We start from the raw sequence: 23,038 nt of genomic DNA on the forward strand, positions 1-23,038 counted from the left end.
TCTGACAGAGTTGCTGCTTTTTTCTCCTACTCTGTCAGAAGTTCCCCATGCCTTCTGACAATGTTGCTTACTTTTTCTCCTACTCTGTCAGAAGTTCCCCCGACTTCTGACAAATAACCAATAAAAAAACAGGCATACGCCTGTTTAGTTTAGTTGAGCAACAAAATCCTTTACGGGTGCAAAGCTTTTTCTGTGGTAGGGAGTGATTCCGCATTGTTGGATAGCTTGAATGTGTTCCTTCGTCCCATAGCCCATATTTTGTTGAAAACCATAAGCTGGATAACTCAATGAGATTTCTTTCATTAGCTCATCTCTTGCTACCTTTGCTACGATAGATGCAGCTGCAATTGAGATACTTTTCGCATCCCCTTTAATAATGGAATCAGAAGGATATGGGGTATCGAGCTTCATTGCATCAATTAATAGAAAATCTGGTTTTTGATCCAAGGAGGCAACTGCTCCATACATGGCCTTCTTTGTTGCTTCATAAATATTAATTTCATCAATTACATCTGCATGAATCATTGACACGCTGTAAGCTAATGCTTCTCGACTAATTATTTCAGCGTATTCTAGACGTTTTTTTTCAGAAAGCTTCTTAGAATCATCTATACCCGCTAAGAAAAAATTCTCAGGTAGAATAACAGCCGCAGCCACAACCGGGCCAGCAAGTGGTCCTCTACCGACCTCATCAATACCTGCTATTAGTTGAAACCCTTCTCGTCGATATTTCCGCTCGAATTGAGTCATTTCAATAAATTTTTCTTGGAGTAGCTGTTCCTGTTCTCTCTGTCTACGCCATTTTTTTAAAGATTGTTGCACACCTTTACGGTCATCCCTTTGAATTTCAACAAAGAATGGATCGTCTTCTGATTCGATTGTCGAAAGGTGAGCTTCAATCTCAGCAATTGATTGTTTTTTCATCATTTTCACCCGAATTTATTTTTTTCAATGAAACTTGTCCTGTTGATTTCCGCTCCAATCAACAGGGTATGGAAATCAACATGTTTTTCTACACAGTCTTATCAAAAATGAAGCTCCCCATAAGGAGAGCCTCTTTGTTATTCGTTATTTTCCTCAACTTGTTGGAAGTCCTTTGGTCGTTCAAGGGTAAGTCGTCCAAATTTTTCAGACCTTATTTCCCTGATCACTAATTCTGCTACTTTATCGTAATCAACCATGCCGCCGCCCATTAGACAGCCTCTCAGCTCTCCGATATGGTCAAATAGAGCGACAACATCCTCAGGGATTTCCGTAAGCTTATAGCGCTCTTGTAGGCGCACAGGATACGCCCGCTCTAAGAACCTTAGAGTATAAACCGTCAAGTCCTGCAGGTTTAATAAGGTATCCTTAATAGCACCAGTAATGGCCAGCTTCATTCCAACCTCTTGGTCTTCAAATTTCGGCCATAAAATACCCGGAGTATCCAACAGTTCTAATTCTTTACCTACTTTTATCCACTGCTGAGACTTAGTCACTCCTGGCGTATTTCCTGTCTTAGCGATATTTTTTTTCGCCAGTCGGTTAATAAGTGTAGATTTTCCGGCATTTGGAATACCGACGATCATCGCACGGATTGCTCTAGGTCTTACACCTTTTGCTTTCATTCGGTCAAATTTCTCTTTTAGAATTTCATTTGCCGCTTGAACAATTTGTTTCATACCTTCTCCAGCTTGAGAATTAATCGCTAGTGCTTTAATTCCCTTTTCTGCAAAAAAGGAAATCCACTCCTTCGTCGCTTCTTGATCAGCCATATCTGCTTTATTTAGTAAAACAAGTCTCGGCTTATGCTGGATGATTTCGTCAATCATCGGGTTTCTAGAAGAGTATGGTATTCTTGCGTCAACCAATTCAAAAATAATGTCAACTAATTTTAACTTTTCCGTGACCTCTCTGCGAGCCTTGGCCATATGGCCAGGAAACCACTGGATCGTCAAAGCAGCCACCTCCCAAACTATAACTATTTCACTGTAACAATATGTGCATCATTTAAAGGCCAGTAGACAATGCTTGTCTTACCGATCACCTTGCTCATTGGAACTGATCCAATATGCCTTGAGTCCTTACTGAAACGGCGATTATCTCCCATCACAAACAATTCCCCTTTAGGAACTGTTTTTTGACCAACTGGAGTTTCTTCAAGTGTGAACGAGTCTGTTAATGGACCATCCTGTACTTGTTTCTTATATTCGTCTAAATACGGTTCTTTATACGCTTTTCCATTTACATATAAAGTGTCGTTCTTATACTCAATTGTATCTCCTGGAAGACCAATTACACGCTTAATGTAATCTTTTTTCTCTGGAGCATGAAACACAATGATATCAAATCGCTTTGGCTTTCCAATGTCATAACTAAATTTATTTACAATCATTCGATCTTGATCCTTTAAAGTAGGCATCATTGAAAGGCCATCCACTACTATTGGAGCAAAAAGGAAATACCTAATCACTGCTGCTAAGGCTATAGCGATTAACAAAGCCTTTGTCCATTCCCATAGCTCATTTTTCTTTTTTGTCATAAAATCCCCACCAATCACTAATAAAAAATGTTTTATAAAGCCTATTTTACATAACTTAAACATATTTAACACGATGGGACGTTCTTTTTAACCAAACTTTAATATTTTGTCTAAAAAATCAGCAACAAATTCAATCCGATAACTATCATTTACAATCCTTATAATAGTTATGTATAAAAAAAAAAGCCTGCCCTAGAGCAAGCTCTTTTCTTTTCACTATTATCGAATTTCTTTAATTCTTGCTTTTTTACCACGAAGGTTACGCAAGTAGTAAAGCTTAGCACGGCGAACTTTACCGCGACGAATTACTTCTAGCTTCGCAATTTTTGGTGTGTGTACTGGGAAAGTACGCTCTACGCCTACTCCGTAAGAAACTTTACGAACCGTAAAAGTTTCGCTAATTCCACCACCACGACGCTTAATTACAACACCTTCAAACAACTGAATACGCTCACGAGTACCCTCGACAACTTTAACGTGTACACGTACAGTGTCTCCAGGACGGAAAGCAGGAAGATCAGTGCGAAGTTGTTCTTTTGTAATTTCTTCAATCAATTTTTGCATCGTTTTCAACTCCTTCCAACAGACGCTCATGCACATCAATTTCATTTATACCCTGCAGCGGAACATCGTTATAAGACCGCAATCTGATAGGTATCAGTTTAAGTCACAAGAAGTATCATACCATAATTGTTTGAACCTCGCAACACTACTCGTACTCTTTTTTTACTTCTTTTAACCATTTTTCTTGCTCAGGGGTGAGCTCTATTTGCTCCAGCAAATCCGGTCTTCTTAAAAGGGTTCGTCTTAACGCTTCTTTGTTTCTCCATTCCTCGATTAACTTATGATTTCCCGAGAGTAATACCTCAGGCACCCTTAAACCACGAAAATCGGCTGGTCTCGTATAATGTGGGTGTTCAAGCAGCCCCGTACTGAATGAATCCTTCATATGGGATTCTTGATTCCCTAACACTTCCGGTAATAAACGGACTACACTATCAACAATGACCATTGCACCAAGCTCTCCGCCCGTCAAGACGTAATCACCAATTGAAATCTCATCTGTTACAATATTTTCACGTATTCGCTCGTCATAGCCTTCGTAATGACCACAAATAAAGATTAAGTGTTCTTCATTGGACAATTCCTCCGCTTTTCGCTGGCTATAGCGTTCACCCTGCGGGCATAGAAGAACCACACGTGGATTCTTACTGCTGGCTTTTTCTTTGAGAGTTGAAACTGCATCAAAGATGGGCTGTGGCTTTAATACCATACCTGCGCCGCCGCCGTAAGGATAATCATCGACACTTGAATGCTTATTATCAGCAAACTCACGAAAATTGACGACATTGTAATTAACAGCCGATTTCTCCACCGCTTTTTGTAAGATCGATTGACCAAATACCCCGGTAAACATCTCCGGAAACAAGGTAAGAATATCAATCTGCATCATGAAAGTAACCCTTCCATTGGGTCAATTAGTATCACTTTTTCTTTTACATCTACTTTCTTCACAACTTCATGGATATATGGAATGAGAACGTCTTTTCCACCTTTTCCTTTTACAACCCAAACATCATTAGCACCTGGAGATAAAATATCTGTTACTTTTCCAATTTCTTCCCCTTTGGTGGTTGCAACTAAGCAGCCAATAATTTCATGGTAGTAAAATTCGTCTTCCTCAAGCGCTTCAAGTTGGGATTCAGGTACTTTTAAGATCCCATCTCTGAATTTTTCTACTTCATTGATATTATAAAAGCCCTCAAATGTAAGAAGATCAAAATTTTTATGTTTACGATGGCTCTTAACCGTTAATTCTATAGGAGTATTTGATTTTGGCATAAACAGGTATAATACATTCCCGGTCTTATAGCGCTTTTCCGGAAAATCAGTTTTCGAAATCACTCTCACTTCGCCCTTTATGCCTTGAGTATTTACAATCTTCCCAACATTAAACCATTTTTCCATTAATGTCACCTTCTATCTAATTTCCTTTATAATTCCGTCTTTTATGATAATACAAGGTTGTCCGCTGCTATCTTCCCAAGAATCACCCACGTTTATTTCCTTGAGAGCCTGAACTTCCTTTTCTTTTATTTCACTACCTAGTGGTAGGATATGTAATTGTTCCATTTGGAACTCAAAAAGCTTCATTTTTTCCTTCCGCATTTGAATCTCTTTTTGAAAATGTTTTTTTAGAGCATCCGGAGAAAAAGTTTTCGTCTTTTCTAGCCGCTTTAGTTCGAACTGTAGCTGATCGCATTCCTTTTTCAACTGCAACAACTTTGCCTGATACTTATCAGAAAGCTGTTGCTGGCTACTTTCCGTTAAAACCTGTTTAACCACAACAGTTTGAATAATTTGCATAGAATTGCCTCCTTCAAGCTTCCGATGTCATCTGCCTTTATACAGCACTTCCACTTTTCATTTGTCTAGCTTCAGCGCCTAGCCCCTCGGGTCAAATAACCTTCGGCAAGAAAAGTCAAAGTGCGGACTTTTCTCACCGAAGAACATTTGCCTGTCGGGGCTGAACGAGGCGCTTCCGCTTTTCGGATAGCAAAAAAGGGAGGAATAATCCCTCCCTTTTATCTAGATGCAAAAAGCTATTCACCAATTTCTAGAAAAATTTTCTTCTGTTGTGATGATCCTGCTGCATAAACAACAGTTCTAATGGCCTTTGCAACACGCCCTTGTTTTCCAATCACTTTCCCCATATCAGTTTTGTTAACAGTTAGCTGATAGGTTATGCGATTGTCATCTTCCATCACATCCACTTGGACATCTTCAGGAAAATCAACAAGAGGCTTAACAATCGATTCGATTAATTGTTTCATTATTAACCTTCGATTACTTGTTTAATTTTGCATTATGGAATTTTTCCATGATGCCTTGGTTTGAGAAAAGGTTACGAACTGTATCAGATGGTTTCGCACCGTCTTTCAACCACTTAAGAGCTAATTCTTCATTGATTTGAACTGAAGCAGGTTGAGCAACCGGATTGTAAGTTCCTACTACTTCAATGTAACGTCCGTCACGTGGAGAACGAGAATCTGCTACAACAATACGATAGAAAGGAGTTTTCTTTGCTCCCATACGCTTTAAACGAATTTTAACTGCCATTTTAAATAAGCACCTCCGAATAGTTTCACACAAGATAGTATAATATCAATACTTTTATAGTTTGTAAAGTGTTTTTTCTTTACATCAATTATTACCATAATTTACATAAATCAAACTTTGAAATTTGATCAGTGTCTAGCTCCAGTGCCTAGGGGCTCGGGTCAAATAACCTTCGGCATTAAAAGTCAAAAACCCGACTTTTTATGCCGAAGAACATTTGCCTGTCGCCCCTGAACAAGGCACTTCCGCTTTTCAATTTAAAACGGTTTAAAAGGAAATTTAAATCCGCCTTTTTTCTTCGCTTTTTGCTGCATACCTGTCATTTGTTTCATCATTTTTTTCATATCTTCAAATTGCTTTAATAAACGATTCACTTCTGTGACAGGACGCCCGCTACCTTTTGCAATCCTCCGTTTGCGGTTTGCATTCAGTATTTCGGGGTTGTTCTTTTCAGCTTTAGTCATCGATTTGATAATTGCTTCCACATGGGAAATTTGTTTTTCATCGATTTGAATATTATTCAAACCTTTGATTTTATTAGCACCCGGCATCATTTTCAGCAATTCATCTAATGGACCGAGATTGCGAACCTGACCAAGCTGATCCAGGAAGTCCTCAAGGGTAAACGAAGCTGTACGCATTTTTTGTTCTAACTCTTTAGCTTTTTGTTCATCGACATTCGCTTGAGCTTTCTCAATCAGCGTCAACACATCGCCCATACCTAGAATTCTTGAAGCCATCCGTTCCGGATGAAACGGCTCTAATGCATCCATTTTCTCGCCCAGACCGACAAATTTGATCGGTGTTTGTGTGACAGCACGTATGGAAAGTGCGGCCCCACCTCTCGTATCCCCATCAAGCTTCGTTAAAACTACCCCGGTTAGCCCGAGTTGTTCATTAAAGCTTTGGGCAACATTGACGGCATCTTGACCTGTCATAGCATCAACTACTAGGAAAATTTCATCAGGCTTAGTAAGCTCTTTTATATCTTTGAGCTCGTCCATTAACGCCTCATCTACATGGAGTCGACCAGCCGTATCGATAAGAACGTAATCATTATGTTCTTCTTTGGCCTTCGCAATTGCTTGTCTCGCAATTTCGACAGGACTCACTTGATCGCCAAGTGAAAATACAGGCATGTCTAACTGTTTTCCTAAAGTTTGAAGTTGCTTAATCGCCGCAGGCCTGTAAATGTCGGCTGCTACTAGCAATGGTTTGCGATTATACTTCTTTCGAAGCAAGAGAGCAAGCTTACCAGAGGTAGTTGTTTTACCAGCACCTTGCAGACCTACCATCATAATAACTGTAGGAGGGCGGTTGGATGCAGCTATCTTACTCTGCTCGCCACCCATTAAGGCTGTTAATTCTTCGTTAACGATTTTGATAATCTGCTGCCCGGGAGTTAAGCTTTTTAAAACTTCCTGGCCAACAGCTCGTTCACTAACTTTTTTAACAAAGTCTTTAACGACCTTAAAGTTTACGTCTGCTTCTAATAATGCGAGACGAACTTCACGCATCATTTCTTTTACATCCGCTTCAGTGACTTTCCCTTTTCCACGGATTTTTTGGATCGTATTCTGCAGTCGGTCGGCTAATCCTTCAAATGCCATTCATGCCGCCTCCTAATCTAATTTCTCAAGCTCAGCAACGGTTTCTAACATTGCCTGCTTTGAAGGGTTCTCCTCATTAAGCAATTCTTTCAGATGTTTGATTAAACTTGCTCGCTCTTGAAATTTCTGAAATAATAGAAGCTTTTCCTCATATTCCTCGAGCATGGCTTCCGTCCGTTTAATATTATCATAAACGGCTTGACGGCTAACGTCATACTCTTCGGCAATTTCACCAAGAGAATAATCATCTAAATAATAGAGAGACATATAGCTTTGCTGCTTTGGTGTTAACAACGAATGATAAAAATCATAAAGATAATTCATTCGTGTTGTTTTTTCAAGCATGCCAATCCCTCCAATATCATGTTAAGTGAAAAGCCTTTACAAAAGTAGTTTACACAGTAAGGTACTTTCTGTCAAGATAATACCTTTACATCCATTATTCGGTCTTTTCCACCTGATCCGCGAACAGTCCATATACATATTTCTCCGCATCAAACTCTTGTAGGTCATCCATTTTTTCACCAAGGCCGACGAATTTAACGGGTATTTTCAATTCATTACGAATAGCAAGAACAATACCGCCCTTTGCCGTACCATCTAGCTTAGATAGAACGATTCCACTTACATTTGTTGCTTCTTTAAAGGTTTTAGCCTGAATGAGAGCATTTTGTCCAGTAGTTGCGTCTAGTACCAAGATGACTTCATGTGGAGCACCAGGGATTTCCCGTTCAATCACACGCTTCACCTTTTCTAGCTCTTTCATTAAGTTAACTTTGTTCTGCAGACGGCCTGCTGTGTCACAAAGTAAAATATCAGCATGGCGCGATTTAGCTGCTTGTATAGCATCATACATAACCGCTGCCGGATCCGAACCTTCCGCCTGCTTGATGACTTCCACACCAACTCTTTCTCCCCATACCTCAAGCTGCTCAATCGCACCCGCACGGAAAGTATCACCTGCAGCCATCAGGACTTTCTTGCCTTCACTCTTAAATTTATAGCCAAGTTTACCAATTGTTGTAGTTTTACCTACACCATTGACCCCGACAAACAAAATAACAGTTAGACCATTTTCTTGGATATTTAATTCAGAAGATTGCTCTTCTGCACCGTTATAAATGTCTACGAGCTTTTCAGAAATAACACTTTGAACCTCCTGTGGATCTTGGATATTTCTGCGTTTCACTTCCATCTTCAGTTCATCGATTAATTGCATTACTGTATCGAAGCCGACATCTGCCTGGATTAAGATTTCTTCTAATTCTTCAAAAAAGTCTTCATCGACTTTCCGGTATCTTGCAACAAGGTCGTTTACTTTTCCTGAAAAACTGTCCCTTGTTTTCGTTAAACCTTCCCTAAACTTTTCAGTAACGGAATCTGTTGATTTCGTAATTTTCTCTTTAAGCTTTTTAAAAAAACTCATTCGACCACTTCCTTTATATTAAGTTTCAACTAGTTCCTTTGTCTCTTCTAGTCGTACTGATACTAACTTGGATACGCCTGATTCCTGCATGGTTACCCCGTAGAGGACGTCTGCTTCTTCCATGGTTCCTTTACGATGGGTAATCACGATAAATTGCGTTTCTTTGCTATACCGTTTTAAGTATTGGCTGAAACGGTAGACGTTGGCCTCATCCAGGGCCGCTTCCACTTCGTCGAGAATACAAAACGGCACTGGTCTGACTTTTAGGATAGAAAATAATAAGGCGATCGCAGTTAAGGCACGTTCCCCACCTGAAAGGAGTCCAAGATTCTGCAACTTCTTCCCAGGAGGCTGTGCTACAATTTCTACCCCTGTGTTTAATAAATCATCTGGTACAGTTAAGACTAAATCCGCTCTTCCTCCTCCGAATAAAGCACGGAAAGTAGGTTCGAAGTGCTCACGGATTCCATTAAATGTTTGTTCAAAGCGTTTCTTCATTTCTATGTCCATTTCCTCAATTACCTGGTAAAGGGTATCCTTGGCTTCTTGGAGGTCGGACTTTTGTTCATTTAGAAATTCATATCGTTCAGAGACACGTTCATATTCTTCAATAGCCCCAAGATTTACATTACCTAACTCTTCAATTGCCAGTTTGATTAGCTTAACCTTTTTCCTTGCATCCTCTACTGGAATCGTTAACGGGTATTGATCCTTTGCTCCTTCATAGGACAATAAATATTCTTCGCGAAGGTGTGTCAGTCGATTTTCGAGGTCTACATCCAGACGGTTGATTTTCACTTCCTCGTCCTTTAAGACCACAATCATCCCTTTATGAAGTCTCTTCAACTCTTTTGCTTCTATTTCAAGGTCATCTAACACATCTACTAAGGATAATCGTTCCTGTCTCCTTGTAGTAATTAACTGTAAAGTGGCTTCTTTGTCTTGCTGCTTTCTCTTTGCAGCTTCCTCCAGCTGTTCCTCACCTGAGGAGCTATTTGTCATTTCTGATGAAAGCAGACTAAGGTCTTCACTATAAATCGCTAGCTTCTTTTCGGTTTCTTCAAGATCGGTAGTAGTCATTGTCAGCCGTTCTTTAGCATGAGTGAATTGTTCATTTTTAGAAGCAAACTCTACTTTTAAATCATTTATTTCATTTGTCAGCGTTTCCTTTGAGGTTAAATCACTAGTCTTTTGTTCTGTCAATTTAACAATTTGAGCATCCAGTTCTGCAACGTTTACTCCATATTGCTCCAACGCCTTACTTAGTTCTTCTTTTCGATTCATTAAGTCGTTCTTTTCATCGGTAAACTGACCTTTTTCAAGGTCATATATGGCCAGGCGCTCATTGATATTTTTTACGCCAAGCTCCGCTTCACGCAATTCACCCTTTACTGCCTGTTCGTTTAACCGTAAATCTTCGCCATTTTTTCGAAGTTCATCTAACTCTTGCTCTGATAGTTGAACCTCTTCTTTTAAGGCCTTTACTGTTTTTTCTAAATTAGCCGTTTTTTCCTCCATAATTACCAGCTTGGCCTTTAGATCCTCTAGTTCACCTTTTCTGGTTAACAGAGAAGATGTCTTTTGTTTTACGGCACCACCAGTCATGGAACCACCAGGATTCACAATATCCCCTTCAAGAGTAACCAAACGACAGCGGTACTGAAGAATCTTAGCCAACTCGTTTGCACCTTTAAGGTCTTTAGTGATAACAACATTACCTAGTAGGTTGCTCATTACTTCAGAGTACCTTGATTCAAATTTCACAAGGCTCACAGCAGGTCCGACTAAGGAAGGATGATTCTGAATTGCAGCTAACTGTGCGGAAGACAAAGGCCTCCCTTTAATCACGCTTAGAGGTAAAAAGGTTGCTCTACCAAAAGAGTTTTGTTTTAAATATTGTATCGCTGAGCGTGCATTTTGCTCGTTATCAACAACAATATGCTGAAGAGCACCACCTAACGCTGTTTCCAATGCTGTTTCATATTCTTTTGGAACGGTTACAAGCTCTGCTACTGCCCCTTCGATCCCCTTTAACTTATGGTCTCTTGCTTTTAATACCTCTTTTACTCCTTGGAAGAACCCAGAATAATCTTCTTCCATCTCTTCAAGCATTTCTTTTCTTGATTTCGCCTGTTGGAGTAGCTGATATGCTTGGTAAAGCATCTTTTCTTGTTTTTCGTAATTATTTTTTACCGTTTCAAGCTTTCTCTGTTGATCACGGAAGGTGTTAACTTGTTCATCTAATTTCTTCTGAATATCTGCTAGCGCAGATTGTATTTCCTCCATTTTGGCTTGAGCCAGCTGCCGTTCTTGAATGTATTTCGTATTCTCTGTGTCCAGTCGCGAACTTTTTCTCTCCTGCTGCTCTAACTGTTGGTCAATATATTTCAATTCATTTTTCGCACCAGCTTGCTGGTTTAACAAGTCAATATATTCACTTTTTAAGTTATCAATCTTTTCTTCCATATTTTCAGAGAAGAGCTGAAGTTTTGCTTGTTTATCCTTTAGCTTTGCTTGTAATGATTGCACCTGTTCACTTAGAACTTTAACAGATTCAGCCTGCATTTCCCGGCTGGTTTTCAGTTGACTGATTCTATCTGTCAGCTCTAAAATGGTAGTCTTTAGTTGTTCTTTATTTTGTGCAGCATTCTTCTTTCGTTCCTTTAGAACTTCCTTACGGCCTTCCAGCTTTTCGAGTTCTTCACTAGCATGAAGCAGAACATTTTGAAGATCTGTAATCGATTCATCAAGCGCGGAAATCCGATCTCTCGTTTCAACTATTTTCGCTTCTTTTACTTGCAAATCGGCTGATAGCTTGAGTTCTTCCTGCTGATGACCTTCTAACTGTTTAGAAAGGTTTTCCCATTTCTGGTGCAAATCTTCAATTTCAAAAACCGTTAAGGCTACTTCTATTTTTTCAAGTTCTTCTTTCTTCTCAAGAAAATCCTTGGCCATCGATGCTTGAATCTTTAGCGGTTCTACCTGACTCTCAAGTTCGTGCAAAATATCATTAACGCGGTTTAAATTATCTTGTGTTTCAAATAATTTCACTTCCGCTTTTTTCTTTCGATTCTTATATTTTAAAACACCAGCCGCTTCTTCAAAAATGGTCCTGCGATCCTCGGCTTTACTGTTCAAAATTTCTTCTACTTTACCTTGGCTTATAATTGAAAAAGCTTCTCTACCCAGGCCAGAGTCCATAAACAAATCAATTATATCCTTTAGCCTGCATGACTGTTTGTTAATGAAAAATTCACTATCCCCTGATCGTGAGACCCGTCTTGTCACACTCACTTCATTGTAATCTAGACCAATCCCTTGGTCCTGATTATCCAATGTAAGGGAAACCTCTGCGAAGTTTAGGGCCTTTCTAGTGTCACTACCGGCAAAAATGATATCTTCCATTTTGCTTCCTCGTAAGGATTTAGCGGACTGTTCACCTAACACCCAACGAATCGCATCAGTAATATTACTTTTGCCACTCCCATTCGGACCGACTACAGCCGTCACTCCAGGAACAAAATCCACACCAATGCGGTCAGCGAAAGATTTAAATCCAATGATGTCCAACCGTTTTAAAAACATTTCAATATCCTCCCCATGCAACCCGGGATTTCTCCTGCAAACATTAAGTTATTTCTAGGTTGTTTTTGCTTTTAATACGTCCAATGCCATTTGGGCAGCATGTTGTTCCGCTTCTTTTTTCGATCTTCCAGTCCCCACACCAAGCTCTTCACCATTTAAGGACACTTTTGAAACAAACTCCTTATTATGTGCCGGGCCCTTCTCTAATAGCACCTTGTATTCTAATGTACCAGTTCCATCCCTTTGAATGAGTTCTTGTAATTGACTCTTAAAATCCATCACATGAGAAAAAGCACCTGCATTAATTTTAGGAAAAACAACCTTTTCAAGGAATACAATCACCTTCTCAATTCCTTGATCTAAATAGAGAGCTCCTATGAACGCTTCAAATACATCAGCTAATAATGCGGGGCGTTCTCGTCCGCCAGTCATTTCTTCCCCTTTACCTAACAAAATGAGGTTGCCAAACTTCAGCTCGTTAGCAAACGAAACTAACGAAGGCTCACAGACAATTGCAGCTCTAAGCTTCGTTAACTCCCCTTCTGTCATAGTAGGATATTTTTTAAAAAGAAATTGCGAAACTGTCAGCTCTAATACTGCATCTCCTAAAAATTCAAGTCTTTCATTATCTTCGAAAGGCTTCCTGCGATGCTCATTCACATAGGATGAATGAGTAAAAGCTTGCTTTAATAATTTCTCACTTTGCATAGAAATTCCGATTGTCATTTGAAAATCTTTAAATTGATTTTCCTTTGCGCGATTGTTCGAGTCTTTTTCTTTACCATTTTTGCGCATAAAGTCTCCACCTTGCATTTAGTTTACAGACACTTCTTACTATGAGTTTAAAAAAGTTTCTTTGAAAACGCAAAGAAACTTGGCAGATAGTTTTTATCTGCCAAGTTCTATCATACAGAATAAAGCTCCGTTTGAAAACGGAGCTTTGTGAATAAAATCTAACGAGATTACTTACTGCTATTTATGTAATTAACAGCATCACCAACAGTGCTGATTTTTTCAGCATCATCGTCAGAAATTTCCATATCGAACTCATCTTCCAATTCCATTACTAGTTCAACTACGTCAAGGGAATCAGCGCCAAGATCATCTTTAAATGAAGCTTCAAGTTTTACTTGAGACTCATCAACACCTAAGCGGTCAACGATGATTTTTGTTACACGTTCTAATACCTCTGCCATGCTCGTTCACCTCCCCTCAAGCTATTATAGAGTATTTCAATAAAATAATAAATGTAGTTTTTTATTAAAATTAGATTACTATTTAAGAACAGTATCTAATTTATTTACATTACCATTCCACCGTTAACATGGAAGGTTTGACCGGTAATATACGATGAGTCGTCAGAAGCTATGAAAGCTGTAATTTTAGCGATATCTTTAGCTTCTCCTAATCTTGCTAATGGGATCTGTTTTAACATTTCTGCTTTTACTTCTTCAGACAATTTATCCGTCATATCCGTAGTAATAAACCCTGGAGCAACTGCATTCACTGTAATATTACGTGAAGCTAATTCCTTAGCCGTTGTTTTTGTTAATCCGATAACACCTGCTTTTGCAGCTACATAGTTAGCTTGCCCCGGATTTCCACTAACACCAACAACGGAAGCAATATTAATGATTCGGCCAACCCGTTGTTTCATCATTTGTCTTGTTACTGCTTTTGTACAAAGGAACACACCTTTAAGGTTTGTGTTAATAACATCATCCCATTCTTCTTCTTTCATTCGCATTAACAGGTTGTCCCTTGTGATACCTGCATTATTAATGAGGATGTCTAGTTTACCAAAGCGGTCAATCGTCGCTTTAACCATTTCGGTCACTTCTTCTGTATTCGAAACATCACATTTAATAGCCACAGCATCTCTGCCGAGTGCTTTAATTTCATCGACTACTTCATTTGCTTTTGCTTCGCTTCCAGAAAAATTCACTGCCACATTTGCTCCTTGTCTTGCCAGCTCAAGAGCAATTTCCCTGCCAATTCCTCTTGATGCGCCGGTAACAAGCGCTGTCTTTTCTGCTAAGTTCATAGCTTATCCTCCTTTAATGCATCCAAAACTGCCAATACACTTTCTTCATCGGAAATTGCGTACGTTTTAACTGTTTTATCAATTTTCTTGATTAATCCTGAAAGAACTTTGCCAGGACCAATCTCAATAAATGTATCTACTCCAAGGTCAATCATCTTCTTAACTGAATCTTCCCACTGTACCGGGGAATATAGTTGCTCAATTAACTTATCCTTGATTACCAACGCATCACTAACTGGTTCCGCGGACACATTAATTACTACTGGGATTTCAGCATCCTTCATTTTCATACCATCTAAGACTTCGCGAAGCTGTTCTGCTGCTGGTCTCATTAATGAAGAATGAAAAGGGCCGCTTACTTCTAACGGTAACACTCTCTTTGCTCCCGCTTCCTTTGCTTTCACACCTGCACGTTCTACCCCTTCTCGAGAACCCGAGATGACAATTTGCCCTGGGCAGTTTAAATTAGCTAAAGAAACAGGGAACCCTTCGTTACTTACTTCAGTTGTTACAGCTGAAAGTGGGTCGCGATCAAGACCAAGAACTGCGGCCATGGAACCTTCTCCATTTGGCACAGCATGTTCCATAAACTCACCACGTTTTCTAACAGCATATACTCCCTCTTCAAAGCTTAATACTCCTGCAGCAACTAATGCTGTATATTCACCTAAGCTATGTCCAGCAACGTAGTCAGCTTTAATACCTGACTTTCTAAAGAAGTCTAAAATTGCAATACTGGTTGTTAATAGTGCCGGCTGTGTATTAAACGTTTTGGTTAAGTCTTCTTTAGGTCCTTCAAAAATAAGCTGGCTTAGATTGGTATTTAAAGTCTCATCTGCTTTTTCAAAGTATGCCATTACTTCGGAGTGTTGATTTGCTAGTTCTTTCCCCATTCCAACTGTCTGTGAACCTTGCCCAGGAAACACAAATGCTACCTTACTCATGTGAACACTCCTTTTACATTTCAACTTTTGACGGATTTGTTTCTTCTACTGTTTGCTTAATTAAGCCGACGACATCATTACTTACCATTTCCCTAGTCTGCCTAATTGCACTAAAGATCGATTGACCATTTGAAGAGCCGTGTGCCTTTATTACAGGTGCTTTTAATCCAAACAATCCAGCACCGCCATACTCAGAATAATCTAATGTACTTTTTAACGTCATTAGGTTCGGCTTTAAAACCGCAGCTGCCAATTTACTTGTAAAGCTGCTCATCAGGGCAGATTTCAACATCTTAAACATTGACATTGCGGTGCCTTCAATCGTTTTTAATACCATATTGCCCGTAAACCCATCGGTCACGACGACATCTGCAACACCTTCAAGTAAATCCCTTGCCTCTACGTTGCCTACAAAATTTACATCAGCATTCTTTAAAAGCTCAAAAGCCTGCCTTGTCAATTCGTTGCCTTTCTTTTCTTCTGTTCCAATATTTAAGAGTCCTACTCTAGGCTTTTCAATGCCCCTTACCTTTTGGCTATAGATAGAACCCATGATGGCATTTTGCAATAAATGTTCAGGCTTTGCATCTGCATTTGCCCCTACATCTAAGAGAAGGAAGCCTTCCCCGCCAATCGTCGGCAAGGTTGGTGCTAATGCCGGGCGGTCAATACCATCTATTCTTCCCACCACGAAAAGTCCCGCAGCCATAAGTGCTCCCGTATTGCCCGCAGAAATGCAAGCATCTGCTTCACCGTCTGCTACCTGCTGGGCTGCTAAAACCATAGAAGCATTCTTTTTACGACGAACCGCTCTAACAGGTTCATCTGTTCCAAGAATTACTTCAGTTGTATGTAAAATAGAGATTCGTTCGTGCGCTGTTAAGGTTTCCTTGATTTTATTTTCATCACCTACCAAGGTAATATGTATATCAGAAAATGCTTCAACAGCTTTCATTGCACCTAAAACAATCTCTTTTGGGGCATTGTCGCCACCCATAGCATCAATTGCTAATTTCATTTTTCTCATCCTTTAACCATTTTTCGAACGGTACATTTCAAATTCTCCGGTAAATACGAGCTCATTATTCACAAAACTAGTTACTTCAACAAAAGTTCTGTCAACCTTCTCATCTATTTTTGTCACTTTTGCTTTCGCTATTACTCGTTCATTTAATTTTACCGAACGCTTAAATTGAATATTTGCTTTTGCCGTTAACGCTAATTCATCATTGATTACTGCAACCGCAAGAGAATTGGCCTGTGCAAAAACATGATGTCCACGCGCAATATTATTTCGCTTGAAGACATGCTCTTCTTTTACGTCAAAGATAGAAATGGCATTTTGGTCTAATTCTATGTCAATAATTTCCCCAATAACTTCTTCAAGTGGTAATGAGCGGACTTCATCTTCAAACCGTTTTTCAGCAACCGTTTTAATCCGCTCACGTAGTTCTGGAATTGATAATTCAAGACGATCTAAACGGATAGTTTGTACACTCACATGAAATTTTTCTGCTAATTCTTCATCTGTAATAAATGGATTATCTTTAATTGTAGTAGTCAACAAATGTTGCCGTTCTTTTTTACTTCTTCTCATTATTTTTCACACCGTCCGAGATCTTATGACTAGGTACTAATAGTAGTATAAAATTTGAAAAAGCAGATTGCAAGATTAAATTTCATCCTACTCATCTGCTTTCAAGTTAGTACAAAGCCTTAATCTAGCTTTTCTCCTTCTAAAACTCCTGATTCATCCAGCTTTTCTCTCAAATATTTATAATCTGTAGCTGTCCAAAATGCATCCGACTGAATTAGCGTAGCAGCATCACTCCTGGCTGTTTCAAGGGCTCTGTAATCATGTACCATATCGGCTACTTTAAATTCAGGCACACCGCTTTGTTTTCGACCAAAGAAGTCACCCGGTCCTCTTAACTCGAGGTCCTTTTCACTAAGGACAAATCCATCAGTCGTTTCAGTCATGATTCTCATTCTCTCTTGACCAACTTCCGACTTAGGATTTGCAAGTAAGATACAGTATGATTGTTCACTACCACGCCCCACACGCCCACGAAGCTGATGAAGCTGCGACAATCCAAATCTTTCAGCATCATAAATGACCATCATCGTTGCATTCGGAACATTTACACCTACTTCAACTACAGTAGTTGAAACAAGAACCTGTACTTCATTCATGCTAAAAGCCTTCATGACTGCATCCTTTTCTTCTGAATTCAAGCGGCCATGCATGAGTCCGACTTTAAAGCGATCCTGAAAATAGTGCTGTAAAGTGGTGTGCACATCAATCGCATTTTGAACATCAAGTTTCTCCGATTCCTCAATTAATGGACAGATAACATAGGCTTGATGGCCCTTCCTCAATTCCTTCTCAACAAAAGCGAGAACACGCTCTAACATTTCAGGTTTTGCCCAATAGGTTTCAATCGCCTTTCTCCCTGCTGGCATTTCATCGATGATAGACACATCCATTTCTCCAAACACCGTGATTGCCAATGTTCTAGGGATTGGTGTTGCGGTCATAAAGAGTACATCTGGATTTTCCCCTTTTTCCCTTAAGACCCTCCGCTGCTCCACGCCAAATCGATGCTGTTCATCAGTAATAACAAAACCTAGTTTTCGAAAAATAACCTCATCTTGGATCAACGCGTGTGTACCAATTAATATATCTACTTTTCCTTCAGCTAATTCTTGAAGGATTTCCCTCCTGCGTTTTCCTTTAATCGAGCTTGTTAAAAGCTCACATCTCACGTTAAACGGTTCTAGCAGCTTTTTTAATGATTCAGCATGCTGTTCTGCTAAGATTTCGGTTGGTACCATAAGCGCTCCCTGATAACCAGCAGTTACACTTGCATATAACCCAATGGCGGCGACCACTGTTTTTCCCGAGCCAACATCTCCCTGTAATAGACGGTTCATACGCAGGGAAGACTTTAATTCGGATAGCACCTCATTTACCACCCGTTTTTGCGCATTTGTTAAAGGAAAAGGGAGACTTTCGATAAAATGGTTCACTTTAGCTAAATCAAAGTCCTGTTGGACCCCTGGAGAATGTTCCCTCTCAAATTTCCTCAGCGCCTGCATTTTTAATTGAAATAATAGGAATTCTTCATACACAAAACGGCGTCTGGCTTGCTTTACGTCTTCAGGACTATTAGGAAAATGCATGACTTTCAATGCTTCCAGCCTACCCATAAGACGGTACCTTTTCAAGAAATCAGCAGGCAGAGTTTCTTCAACGTCTCCTCCATATTGCTGGAATGCAAGCTGAATAAATTTCCGCATTCCTTTTGCCGTTAATTTGCCCCTTAATGAATAAACAGGTTCAAAATCTTTCGTTTTTGCATACGGACCTGGTTGCATCTCATTTGCTGTAATCGTTTGCCGATGTGCATCCCATTTTCCCGTGACAGTAATGGTTTCATTCATTATAATTTTATTTTTTAAATAGGGCTGATTAAAAAAAACTACTTTAATTAAGTAAGAGCCAACAAAAAGGCGAATGGTTAGTTTGGATTTCTTCCTGCCATAATAGACAAGAGAAGGCTCGCTATGAACCTTCCCTTCGACTGTCACTTTCTCATCATGCTGTACTTCCGTCAGCTCTTTTAATGAATAATCTTCATAACGATATGGAAAATTCTCCAGTAAATCTTGGATCGTAAGGATCTTCATTTCAGAGAATATCTCAGCAGTTTCTTCACCAATACCCTTTAAGACTGTTATTGATTGGTTAAGATTTGGATTCACTATCATTGAGCGGTATACCGAAAATCTTCGCTTCGAGTCTTCGACCTGTCGGTGTAGCCGCCAACCCTCCCTGCGCAGTTTCTTTAAGTCCTGTAGGCATCGACTGACCAATTTTATACATCGCTTCAATAACCTCATCACATGGAATACGACTTGTAACGCCCGCTAACGCCATATCGGCTGCAACCATCGCATTAGCCGCACCCATTGCATTTCGCTTCACACATGGAACTTCCACAAGCCCTGCAACAGGATCACAAACTAATCCAAGCATATTTTTAAGCGTGATAGCCATTGCTTCTGCACATTGCTGCGGGGTGCCTCCCGCCATTTCGACAATGGCAGCCGCAGCCATTCCAGCAGCTGAGCCAACTTCCGCCTGACAGCCTCCTGCCGCACCAGAAATGGAGGCATTATTTGCAACTACAAACCCAAAAGCTCCAGCCGTAAATAAAAAGGAAACCATTTGTTCACGAGTTGGCTTTAGTTTTTTCTGTACAGCGAATAAGGTACCAGGAACTACTCCAGCAGACCCTGCCGTCGGTGTAGCACAAATAGTCCCCATGGCAGCATTTACTTCATTCGTTGCTACCGCTTTACTAACTGCATCAAGAATTGTTTCCCCTGAAAGGAAATTTCCCTTTTCAATATACTTTTGTAAAAGGACCGCATCGCCCCCTGTTAATCCAGAGTGAGATGTGACGCCTTTTATCCCTCTTTCAACTGCCTCTTCCATTACTCGTAGGTTTCGGTCCATAAAAGCAAGGACTTCTTCTCTGCTACGGCCTGTAACGGAAACTTCTTGCTCAATCATAATCTCAGAGATTTTTTTATTTTGGCTAGTTGCCAGTTCAACTAGTTCTGCAACATTACGAAACACATATTTTCCTCCTTCTAGCTGTTTAATCTACAATTTTAGTTACTTTTAAAATATTCGGAAGCTGTTCAAGCTCTAGTAAAATGCTATCATTAATATTTTGATCTACTTCAATGGTCATTAGTGCAAGCTTCCCTTTTTCTTTTCGTGAAACCTCCATATGACCAATATTAATTTCATACTTAGCAAGAGTGTTGGAAACAGCCGCAATGGCACCAAAACGGTCATTATGAACTACAAGTATCGCAGGATGGTTCCCTGATAATTTTAATTCAAAACCGTTAAGCTCTGTAATCTCAATTTTCCCTCCGCCTATCGAAATTCCCACCAACTCAAGTTCTCCATCATGATCACCAATAAAAACCCTAGCTGTATTTGGATGGTCCGTCACTGCATCTTCTTCAATAAAACGTAATTTCATGCCTTTTTCCTTAGCGATATCGATGGATTTAATAATTCTTTTATCATCTGTATCGAAATCTAATAACCCACCAACAATCGCTACATCTGTCCCATGACCCTTATAGGTTTGTGCAAAAGAGCCATAAAATGAAATGTTAGCCCATTTTGGCTCTCTTCCAAATAAGCTTCTTGCTACACGACCAATTCTTGCTGCTCCTGCGGTATGTGAACTGGATGGACCTATCATTACTGGACCTATAATATCGAACACACTTCTATATTTCACATGCATTCTCTCCCTTTGCCGTAATCTATCTCTAACTGAATTCTATAATTTAATAAAAGAAACTTTTTATAACAAAAAATAGAAGGGTAACCCCTTCTATTTTAGCTGTTCCTTATTCAATTGAAAAGATAAAAGAATATAATGGCTGACCACCATTATGAACTTCTATTTCAACGTCTTCATAGTTTTCTTCCACAAATTCTCTAAGACTGGATACTTCTTCCTCCGAAACATCTTCACCATAGATAATGGTTAAAATTTCCGAATCCTCATCTAGCATTTGTGAAAGAAGATCTTGTGCAGCATTTATTTTGTTTTTGTTCTTTACAACAATTTTACCTTCTGCAATACCCATGAAATCATTTTTTTCAATTTCTAAACCATCAATTTGAGTATCACGGACAGCAAATGTAATTTGTCCTGATTTAACATGTTGCAAGGCATCCATCATTGCTGACTCATTAGCCTTCACATCCGCTGATGGATTGAACACTAATAGCGCTGATAATCCTTGAGGAACGGTTTTAGATGGAATCACATAAATTTCTTCCTCGGATACATCTGCAGCCTGTTGAGCGGCCATGATAATATTTTTGTTATTCGGTAAGATGAATACTTTTTTGGCATTTACTTCCTTAACAGCCTTCACGATATCTTCCGTACTTGGGTTCATCGTTTGACCGCCTTCAATAACCGCATGAGCACCAATACTTTTAAATAACTCCGCAATTCCAGAACCCATAGAAACAGTAACAATCCCGTATTCTTGAAGTTCCTTTGAAGCTTTCGGAAGGGTAGTACCTAATGCTGTAGGGGTATCACCAACAATATTCGAATGTTGCTGACGCATGTTTTCAATCTTCATATTAATTAAATTTCCATACTTTTGACCGTAGGTTAACACTTCACCAGGCTGCTCTGAATGGATATGGACCTTTACCACATCTTCATCTGCTATTACTAATAAAGAATCACCTAGTTGGCTTAAATCGTTACGGAATCCACCTTCATCAAATGGATGCTTGGACACCTTATCCGCTTCAAATCTAACCATGAATTCTGTACAATAGCCAAACTCAATATCTTCTGTATTCATATGGCTCTGAACACTTTTATGATGTTCAGCGTTAACCATTTCATCCATTGAAGGGGTAATAGGTGATTCTGGAAGCTTTTCACCTTTTAGAACTGCAAGGAATCCTTCATATACGAATACAAGTCCTTGCCCACCACTATCTACTACACCAACTTCTTTTAATACCGGAAGTAGATCAGGCGTACGTTTTAGAGATGCCTTTGCCTCTTTTACCACTTCTTCCATAATTACAACAATATCGTTGGACTTTTGGGCAGTTAGAACACCCTTCTTAGCTGAATCCTTTGCAACTGTTAGGATTGTTCCTTCTACAGGCTTCATTACCGCTTTATAAGCAGTTTCAACACCTGCATCTAATGCTAGTGCAAAATCATTAGCAGAAATCTCAGCTTTACCTTCCACTGCTTTAGAAAAGCCACGGAATAATTGGGAAAGAATGACACCGGAATTTCCTCGTGCCCCCATAAGTAATCCTTTTGATAGGGACACCCCGACTTTACCAATATGTTCCTGGACATTATTTCTTACTTCTTTTGCCCCGGAGGTCATTGATAAGTTCATATTTGTTCCGGTATCACCGTCGGGCACAGGAAAAACGTTCAACGCATCAACCATTTTAGCGTTGGCAGCCAAATGATTTGCACCTTGAATTACCATTTCGGCAAAACGTTTTCCATCTAATGCTGTTATTGACACAAAATTTTCCTCCTCTACTTGCGGTTCGCAAAACTCACCTTATGGATTCGTCACACGAACTCCCTGAACGTAAATATTTACCGAGTCAACGGCAAGTCCAACTGTCTTATCGAGGGTGTATTTAACCTTTGATTGCACGTTGTGGGCAATTTCGGAAATCTTCGTTCCATAGCTAACAATAATGTACATATCAATATGTAATGCCTCATTTTCCTGGCGTACAATTACGCCCCGAGTAAAGTTTTCTTTTCGTAGTATTTCCGTAATCCCATCTTTAATTTGATTTTTAGAGGCCATACCGACGATACCATAGCATTCGATAGCTGCTCCTCCGGCAATGGTAGCGATTACTTCGTTTGAAATATCAATTTGTCCGTACTTAGTTTTTAATTCGATGGACATGAATCGTTCCCCCTTTGGAAAAATTGCTCCTTGACTACAGTCATTTTACTATAGTCAATGCAATATTGAAAGTCATACTTGCCTGTTTAATATAAGAGCATTTAATTAGCAAGTATGTCAAGGTTTTTTTCTTGAAAGGTTTGCACACAACTATTGCATTCAAATGGGTTGTGTGATAAATTATTAAGGTATCTCAAGACTAGAAAATTTGGTTAGTCAATTTTCTATATCCAGATGAGCATCTAAAAGATAGCTGTATAAAGC

Annotated in this window: 24 protein-coding genes; all 24 read right to left on the minus strand. The window is 39.5% G+C overall.

Annotated features, from left to right (window positions below):
* Positions 1-144: 144 nt before the first annotated feature.
* Positions 145-924: a ribonuclease HII gene (locus QE429_RS17895; RefSeq protein ID WP_307288912.1), complete on the minus strand. Its 780-nt coding sequence runs from the start codon at positions 922-924 to the stop codon at positions 145-147.
* 137 nt (positions 925-1,061) lie between these two features.
* A complete protein-coding gene (gene ylqF, locus QE429_RS17900) occupies positions 1,062-1,937 on the minus strand; it encodes a ribosome biogenesis GTPase YlqF (RefSeq protein ID WP_307288914.1) in 876 nt (291 codons plus the stop codon).
* A 23-nt stretch (positions 1,938-1,960) separates the two neighbouring features.
* Positions 1,961-2,521 carry a signal peptidase I gene (lepB, locus tag QE429_RS17905; protein WP_307288915.1) on the minus strand — a complete coding sequence of 187 codons (561 nt, stop codon included), beginning with the start codon at positions 2,519-2,521 and terminating at the stop codon, positions 1,961-1,963.
* Between the two features lie 219 nt (positions 2,522-2,740).
* The gene (gene rplS, locus QE429_RS17910; protein ID WP_307288917.1) at positions 2,741-3,085 is read right to left on the minus strand and encodes a 50S ribosomal protein L19; all 345 of its coding nucleotides are present in this window, start codon (positions 3,083-3,085) and stop codon (positions 2,741-2,743) included.
* Positions 3,086-3,230: 145 nt separating this feature from the next.
* A complete protein-coding gene (gene trmD / locus QE429_RS17915; RefSeq protein WP_307288919.1) occupies positions 3,231-3,974 on the minus strand; it encodes a tRNA (guanosine(37)-N1)-methyltransferase TrmD in 744 nt (247 codons plus the stop codon).
* On the minus strand, positions 3,971-4,489 hold the full coding sequence (rimM, locus tag QE429_RS17920) for a ribosome maturation factor RimM (RefSeq protein ID WP_307288920.1): 519 nt from the start codon (positions 4,487-4,489) through the stop codon (positions 3,971-3,973). Before rimM ends, trmD begins: the two co-directional genes overlap by 4 nt.
* 12 nt (positions 4,490-4,501) lie before the next feature.
* Positions 4,502-4,888: a YlqD family protein gene (locus tag QE429_RS17925; protein WP_307288922.1), complete on the minus strand. Its 387-nt coding sequence runs from the start codon at positions 4,886-4,888 to the stop codon at positions 4,502-4,504.
* Between the two features lie 236 nt (positions 4,889-5,124).
* Positions 5,125-5,355, minus strand: a complete 231-nt coding sequence (locus QE429_RS17930; RefSeq protein WP_307288924.1) for a KH domain-containing protein — start codon at positions 5,353-5,355, stop codon at positions 5,125-5,127.
* Positions 5,356-5,368: 13 nt separating this feature from the next.
* Positions 5,369-5,641 (minus strand): 30S ribosomal protein S16, encoded by a 273-nt coding sequence (rpsP, locus tag QE429_RS17935; protein ID WP_307288925.1) that lies wholly within the window; start codon positions 5,639-5,641, stop codon positions 5,369-5,371.
* A gap of 257 nt (positions 5,642-5,898) precedes the next feature.
* On the minus strand, positions 5,899-7,251 hold the full coding sequence (gene ffh / locus QE429_RS17940) for a signal recognition particle protein (RefSeq protein ID WP_307288927.1): 1,353 nt from the start codon (positions 7,249-7,251) through the stop codon (positions 5,899-5,901).
* Positions 7,252-7,263: 12 nt separating this feature from the next.
* On the minus strand, positions 7,264-7,596 hold the full coding sequence (locus QE429_RS17945; protein ID WP_307288928.1) for a putative DNA-binding protein: 333 nt from the start codon (positions 7,594-7,596) through the stop codon (positions 7,264-7,266).
* A gap of 94 nt (positions 7,597-7,690) precedes the next feature.
* Positions 7,691-8,677, minus strand: a complete 987-nt coding sequence (gene ftsY / locus QE429_RS17950; protein WP_307288930.1) for a signal recognition particle-docking protein FtsY — start codon at positions 8,675-8,677, stop codon at positions 7,691-7,693.
* 18 nt (positions 8,678-8,695) lie between these two features.
* Positions 8,696-12,262, minus strand: coding sequence for a chromosome segregation protein SMC (smc, locus tag QE429_RS17955; RefSeq protein WP_307288932.1), 3,567 nt, complete (start codon positions 12,260-12,262; stop codon positions 8,696-8,698).
* A 54-nt stretch (positions 12,263-12,316) separates the two neighbouring features.
* Entirely contained in the window at positions 12,317-13,057 is a 741-nt protein-coding gene (gene rnc, locus QE429_RS17960; protein ID WP_307288934.1) for a ribonuclease III, read from the minus strand.
* Positions 13,058-13,224: 167 nt separating this feature from the next.
* Positions 13,225-13,458 (minus strand): acyl carrier protein, encoded by a 234-nt coding sequence (acpP, locus tag QE429_RS17965; protein WP_098528750.1) that lies wholly within the window; start codon positions 13,456-13,458, stop codon positions 13,225-13,227.
* 104 nt (positions 13,459-13,562) lie between these two features.
* Entirely contained in the window at positions 13,563-14,306 is a 744-nt protein-coding gene (gene fabG / locus QE429_RS17970) for a 3-oxoacyl-[acyl-carrier-protein] reductase (RefSeq protein WP_307288937.1), read from the minus strand.
* The gene (gene fabD, locus QE429_RS17975) at positions 14,303-15,250 is read right to left on the minus strand and encodes an ACP S-malonyltransferase (RefSeq protein ID WP_307288939.1); all 948 of its coding nucleotides are present in this window, start codon (positions 15,248-15,250) and stop codon (positions 14,303-14,305) included. The genes fabG and fabD overlap by 4 nt, the downstream gene beginning before the upstream one ends.
* Positions 15,251-15,263: 13 nt before the next feature.
* On the minus strand, positions 15,264-16,268 hold the full coding sequence (gene plsX / locus QE429_RS17980) for a phosphate acyltransferase PlsX (protein WP_307288941.1): 1,005 nt from the start codon (positions 16,266-16,268) through the stop codon (positions 15,264-15,266).
* Positions 16,269-16,280: 12 nt separating this feature from the next.
* Positions 16,281-16,847 carry a transcription factor FapR gene (fapR, locus tag QE429_RS17985; RefSeq protein WP_307288943.1) on the minus strand — a complete coding sequence of 189 codons (567 nt, stop codon included), beginning with the start codon at positions 16,845-16,847 and terminating at the stop codon, positions 16,281-16,283.
* Between the two features lie 119 nt (positions 16,848-16,966).
* The gene (gene recG / locus QE429_RS17990) at positions 16,967-19,093 is read right to left on the minus strand and encodes an ATP-dependent DNA helicase RecG (protein WP_307290877.1); all 2,127 of its coding nucleotides are present in this window, start codon (positions 19,091-19,093) and stop codon (positions 16,967-16,969) included.
* Positions 18,999-19,895 carry an L-serine ammonia-lyase, iron-sulfur-dependent, subunit alpha gene (sdaAA, locus tag QE429_RS17995; RefSeq protein ID WP_307288945.1) on the minus strand — a complete coding sequence of 299 codons (897 nt, stop codon included), beginning with the start codon at positions 19,893-19,895 and terminating at the stop codon, positions 18,999-19,001. Before sdaAA ends, recG begins: the two co-directional genes overlap by 95 nt.
* A gap of 22 nt (positions 19,896-19,917) precedes the next feature.
* A complete protein-coding gene (gene sdaAB / locus QE429_RS18000; protein WP_307288947.1) occupies positions 19,918-20,580 on the minus strand; it encodes an L-serine ammonia-lyase, iron-sulfur-dependent subunit beta in 663 nt (220 codons plus the stop codon).
* A gap of 112 nt (positions 20,581-20,692) precedes the next feature.
* The gene (locus tag QE429_RS18005; protein WP_307288948.1) at positions 20,693-22,372 is read right to left on the minus strand and encodes a DAK2 domain-containing protein; all 1,680 of its coding nucleotides are present in this window, start codon (positions 22,370-22,372) and stop codon (positions 20,693-20,695) included.
* A gap of 39 nt (positions 22,373-22,411) precedes the next feature.
* Positions 22,412-22,774 (minus strand): Asp23/Gls24 family envelope stress response protein, encoded by a 363-nt coding sequence (locus QE429_RS18010; RefSeq protein WP_144548976.1) that lies wholly within the window; start codon positions 22,772-22,774, stop codon positions 22,412-22,414.
* Between the last annotated feature and the right edge of the window lie 264 nt (positions 22,775-23,038).

The sequence above is a fragment of the Bacillus sp. SORGH_AS_0510 genome, assembly GCF_030818775.1.
Taxonomy (GTDB): Bacteria; Bacillota; Bacilli; order Bacillales; family Cytobacillaceae; genus Neobacillus.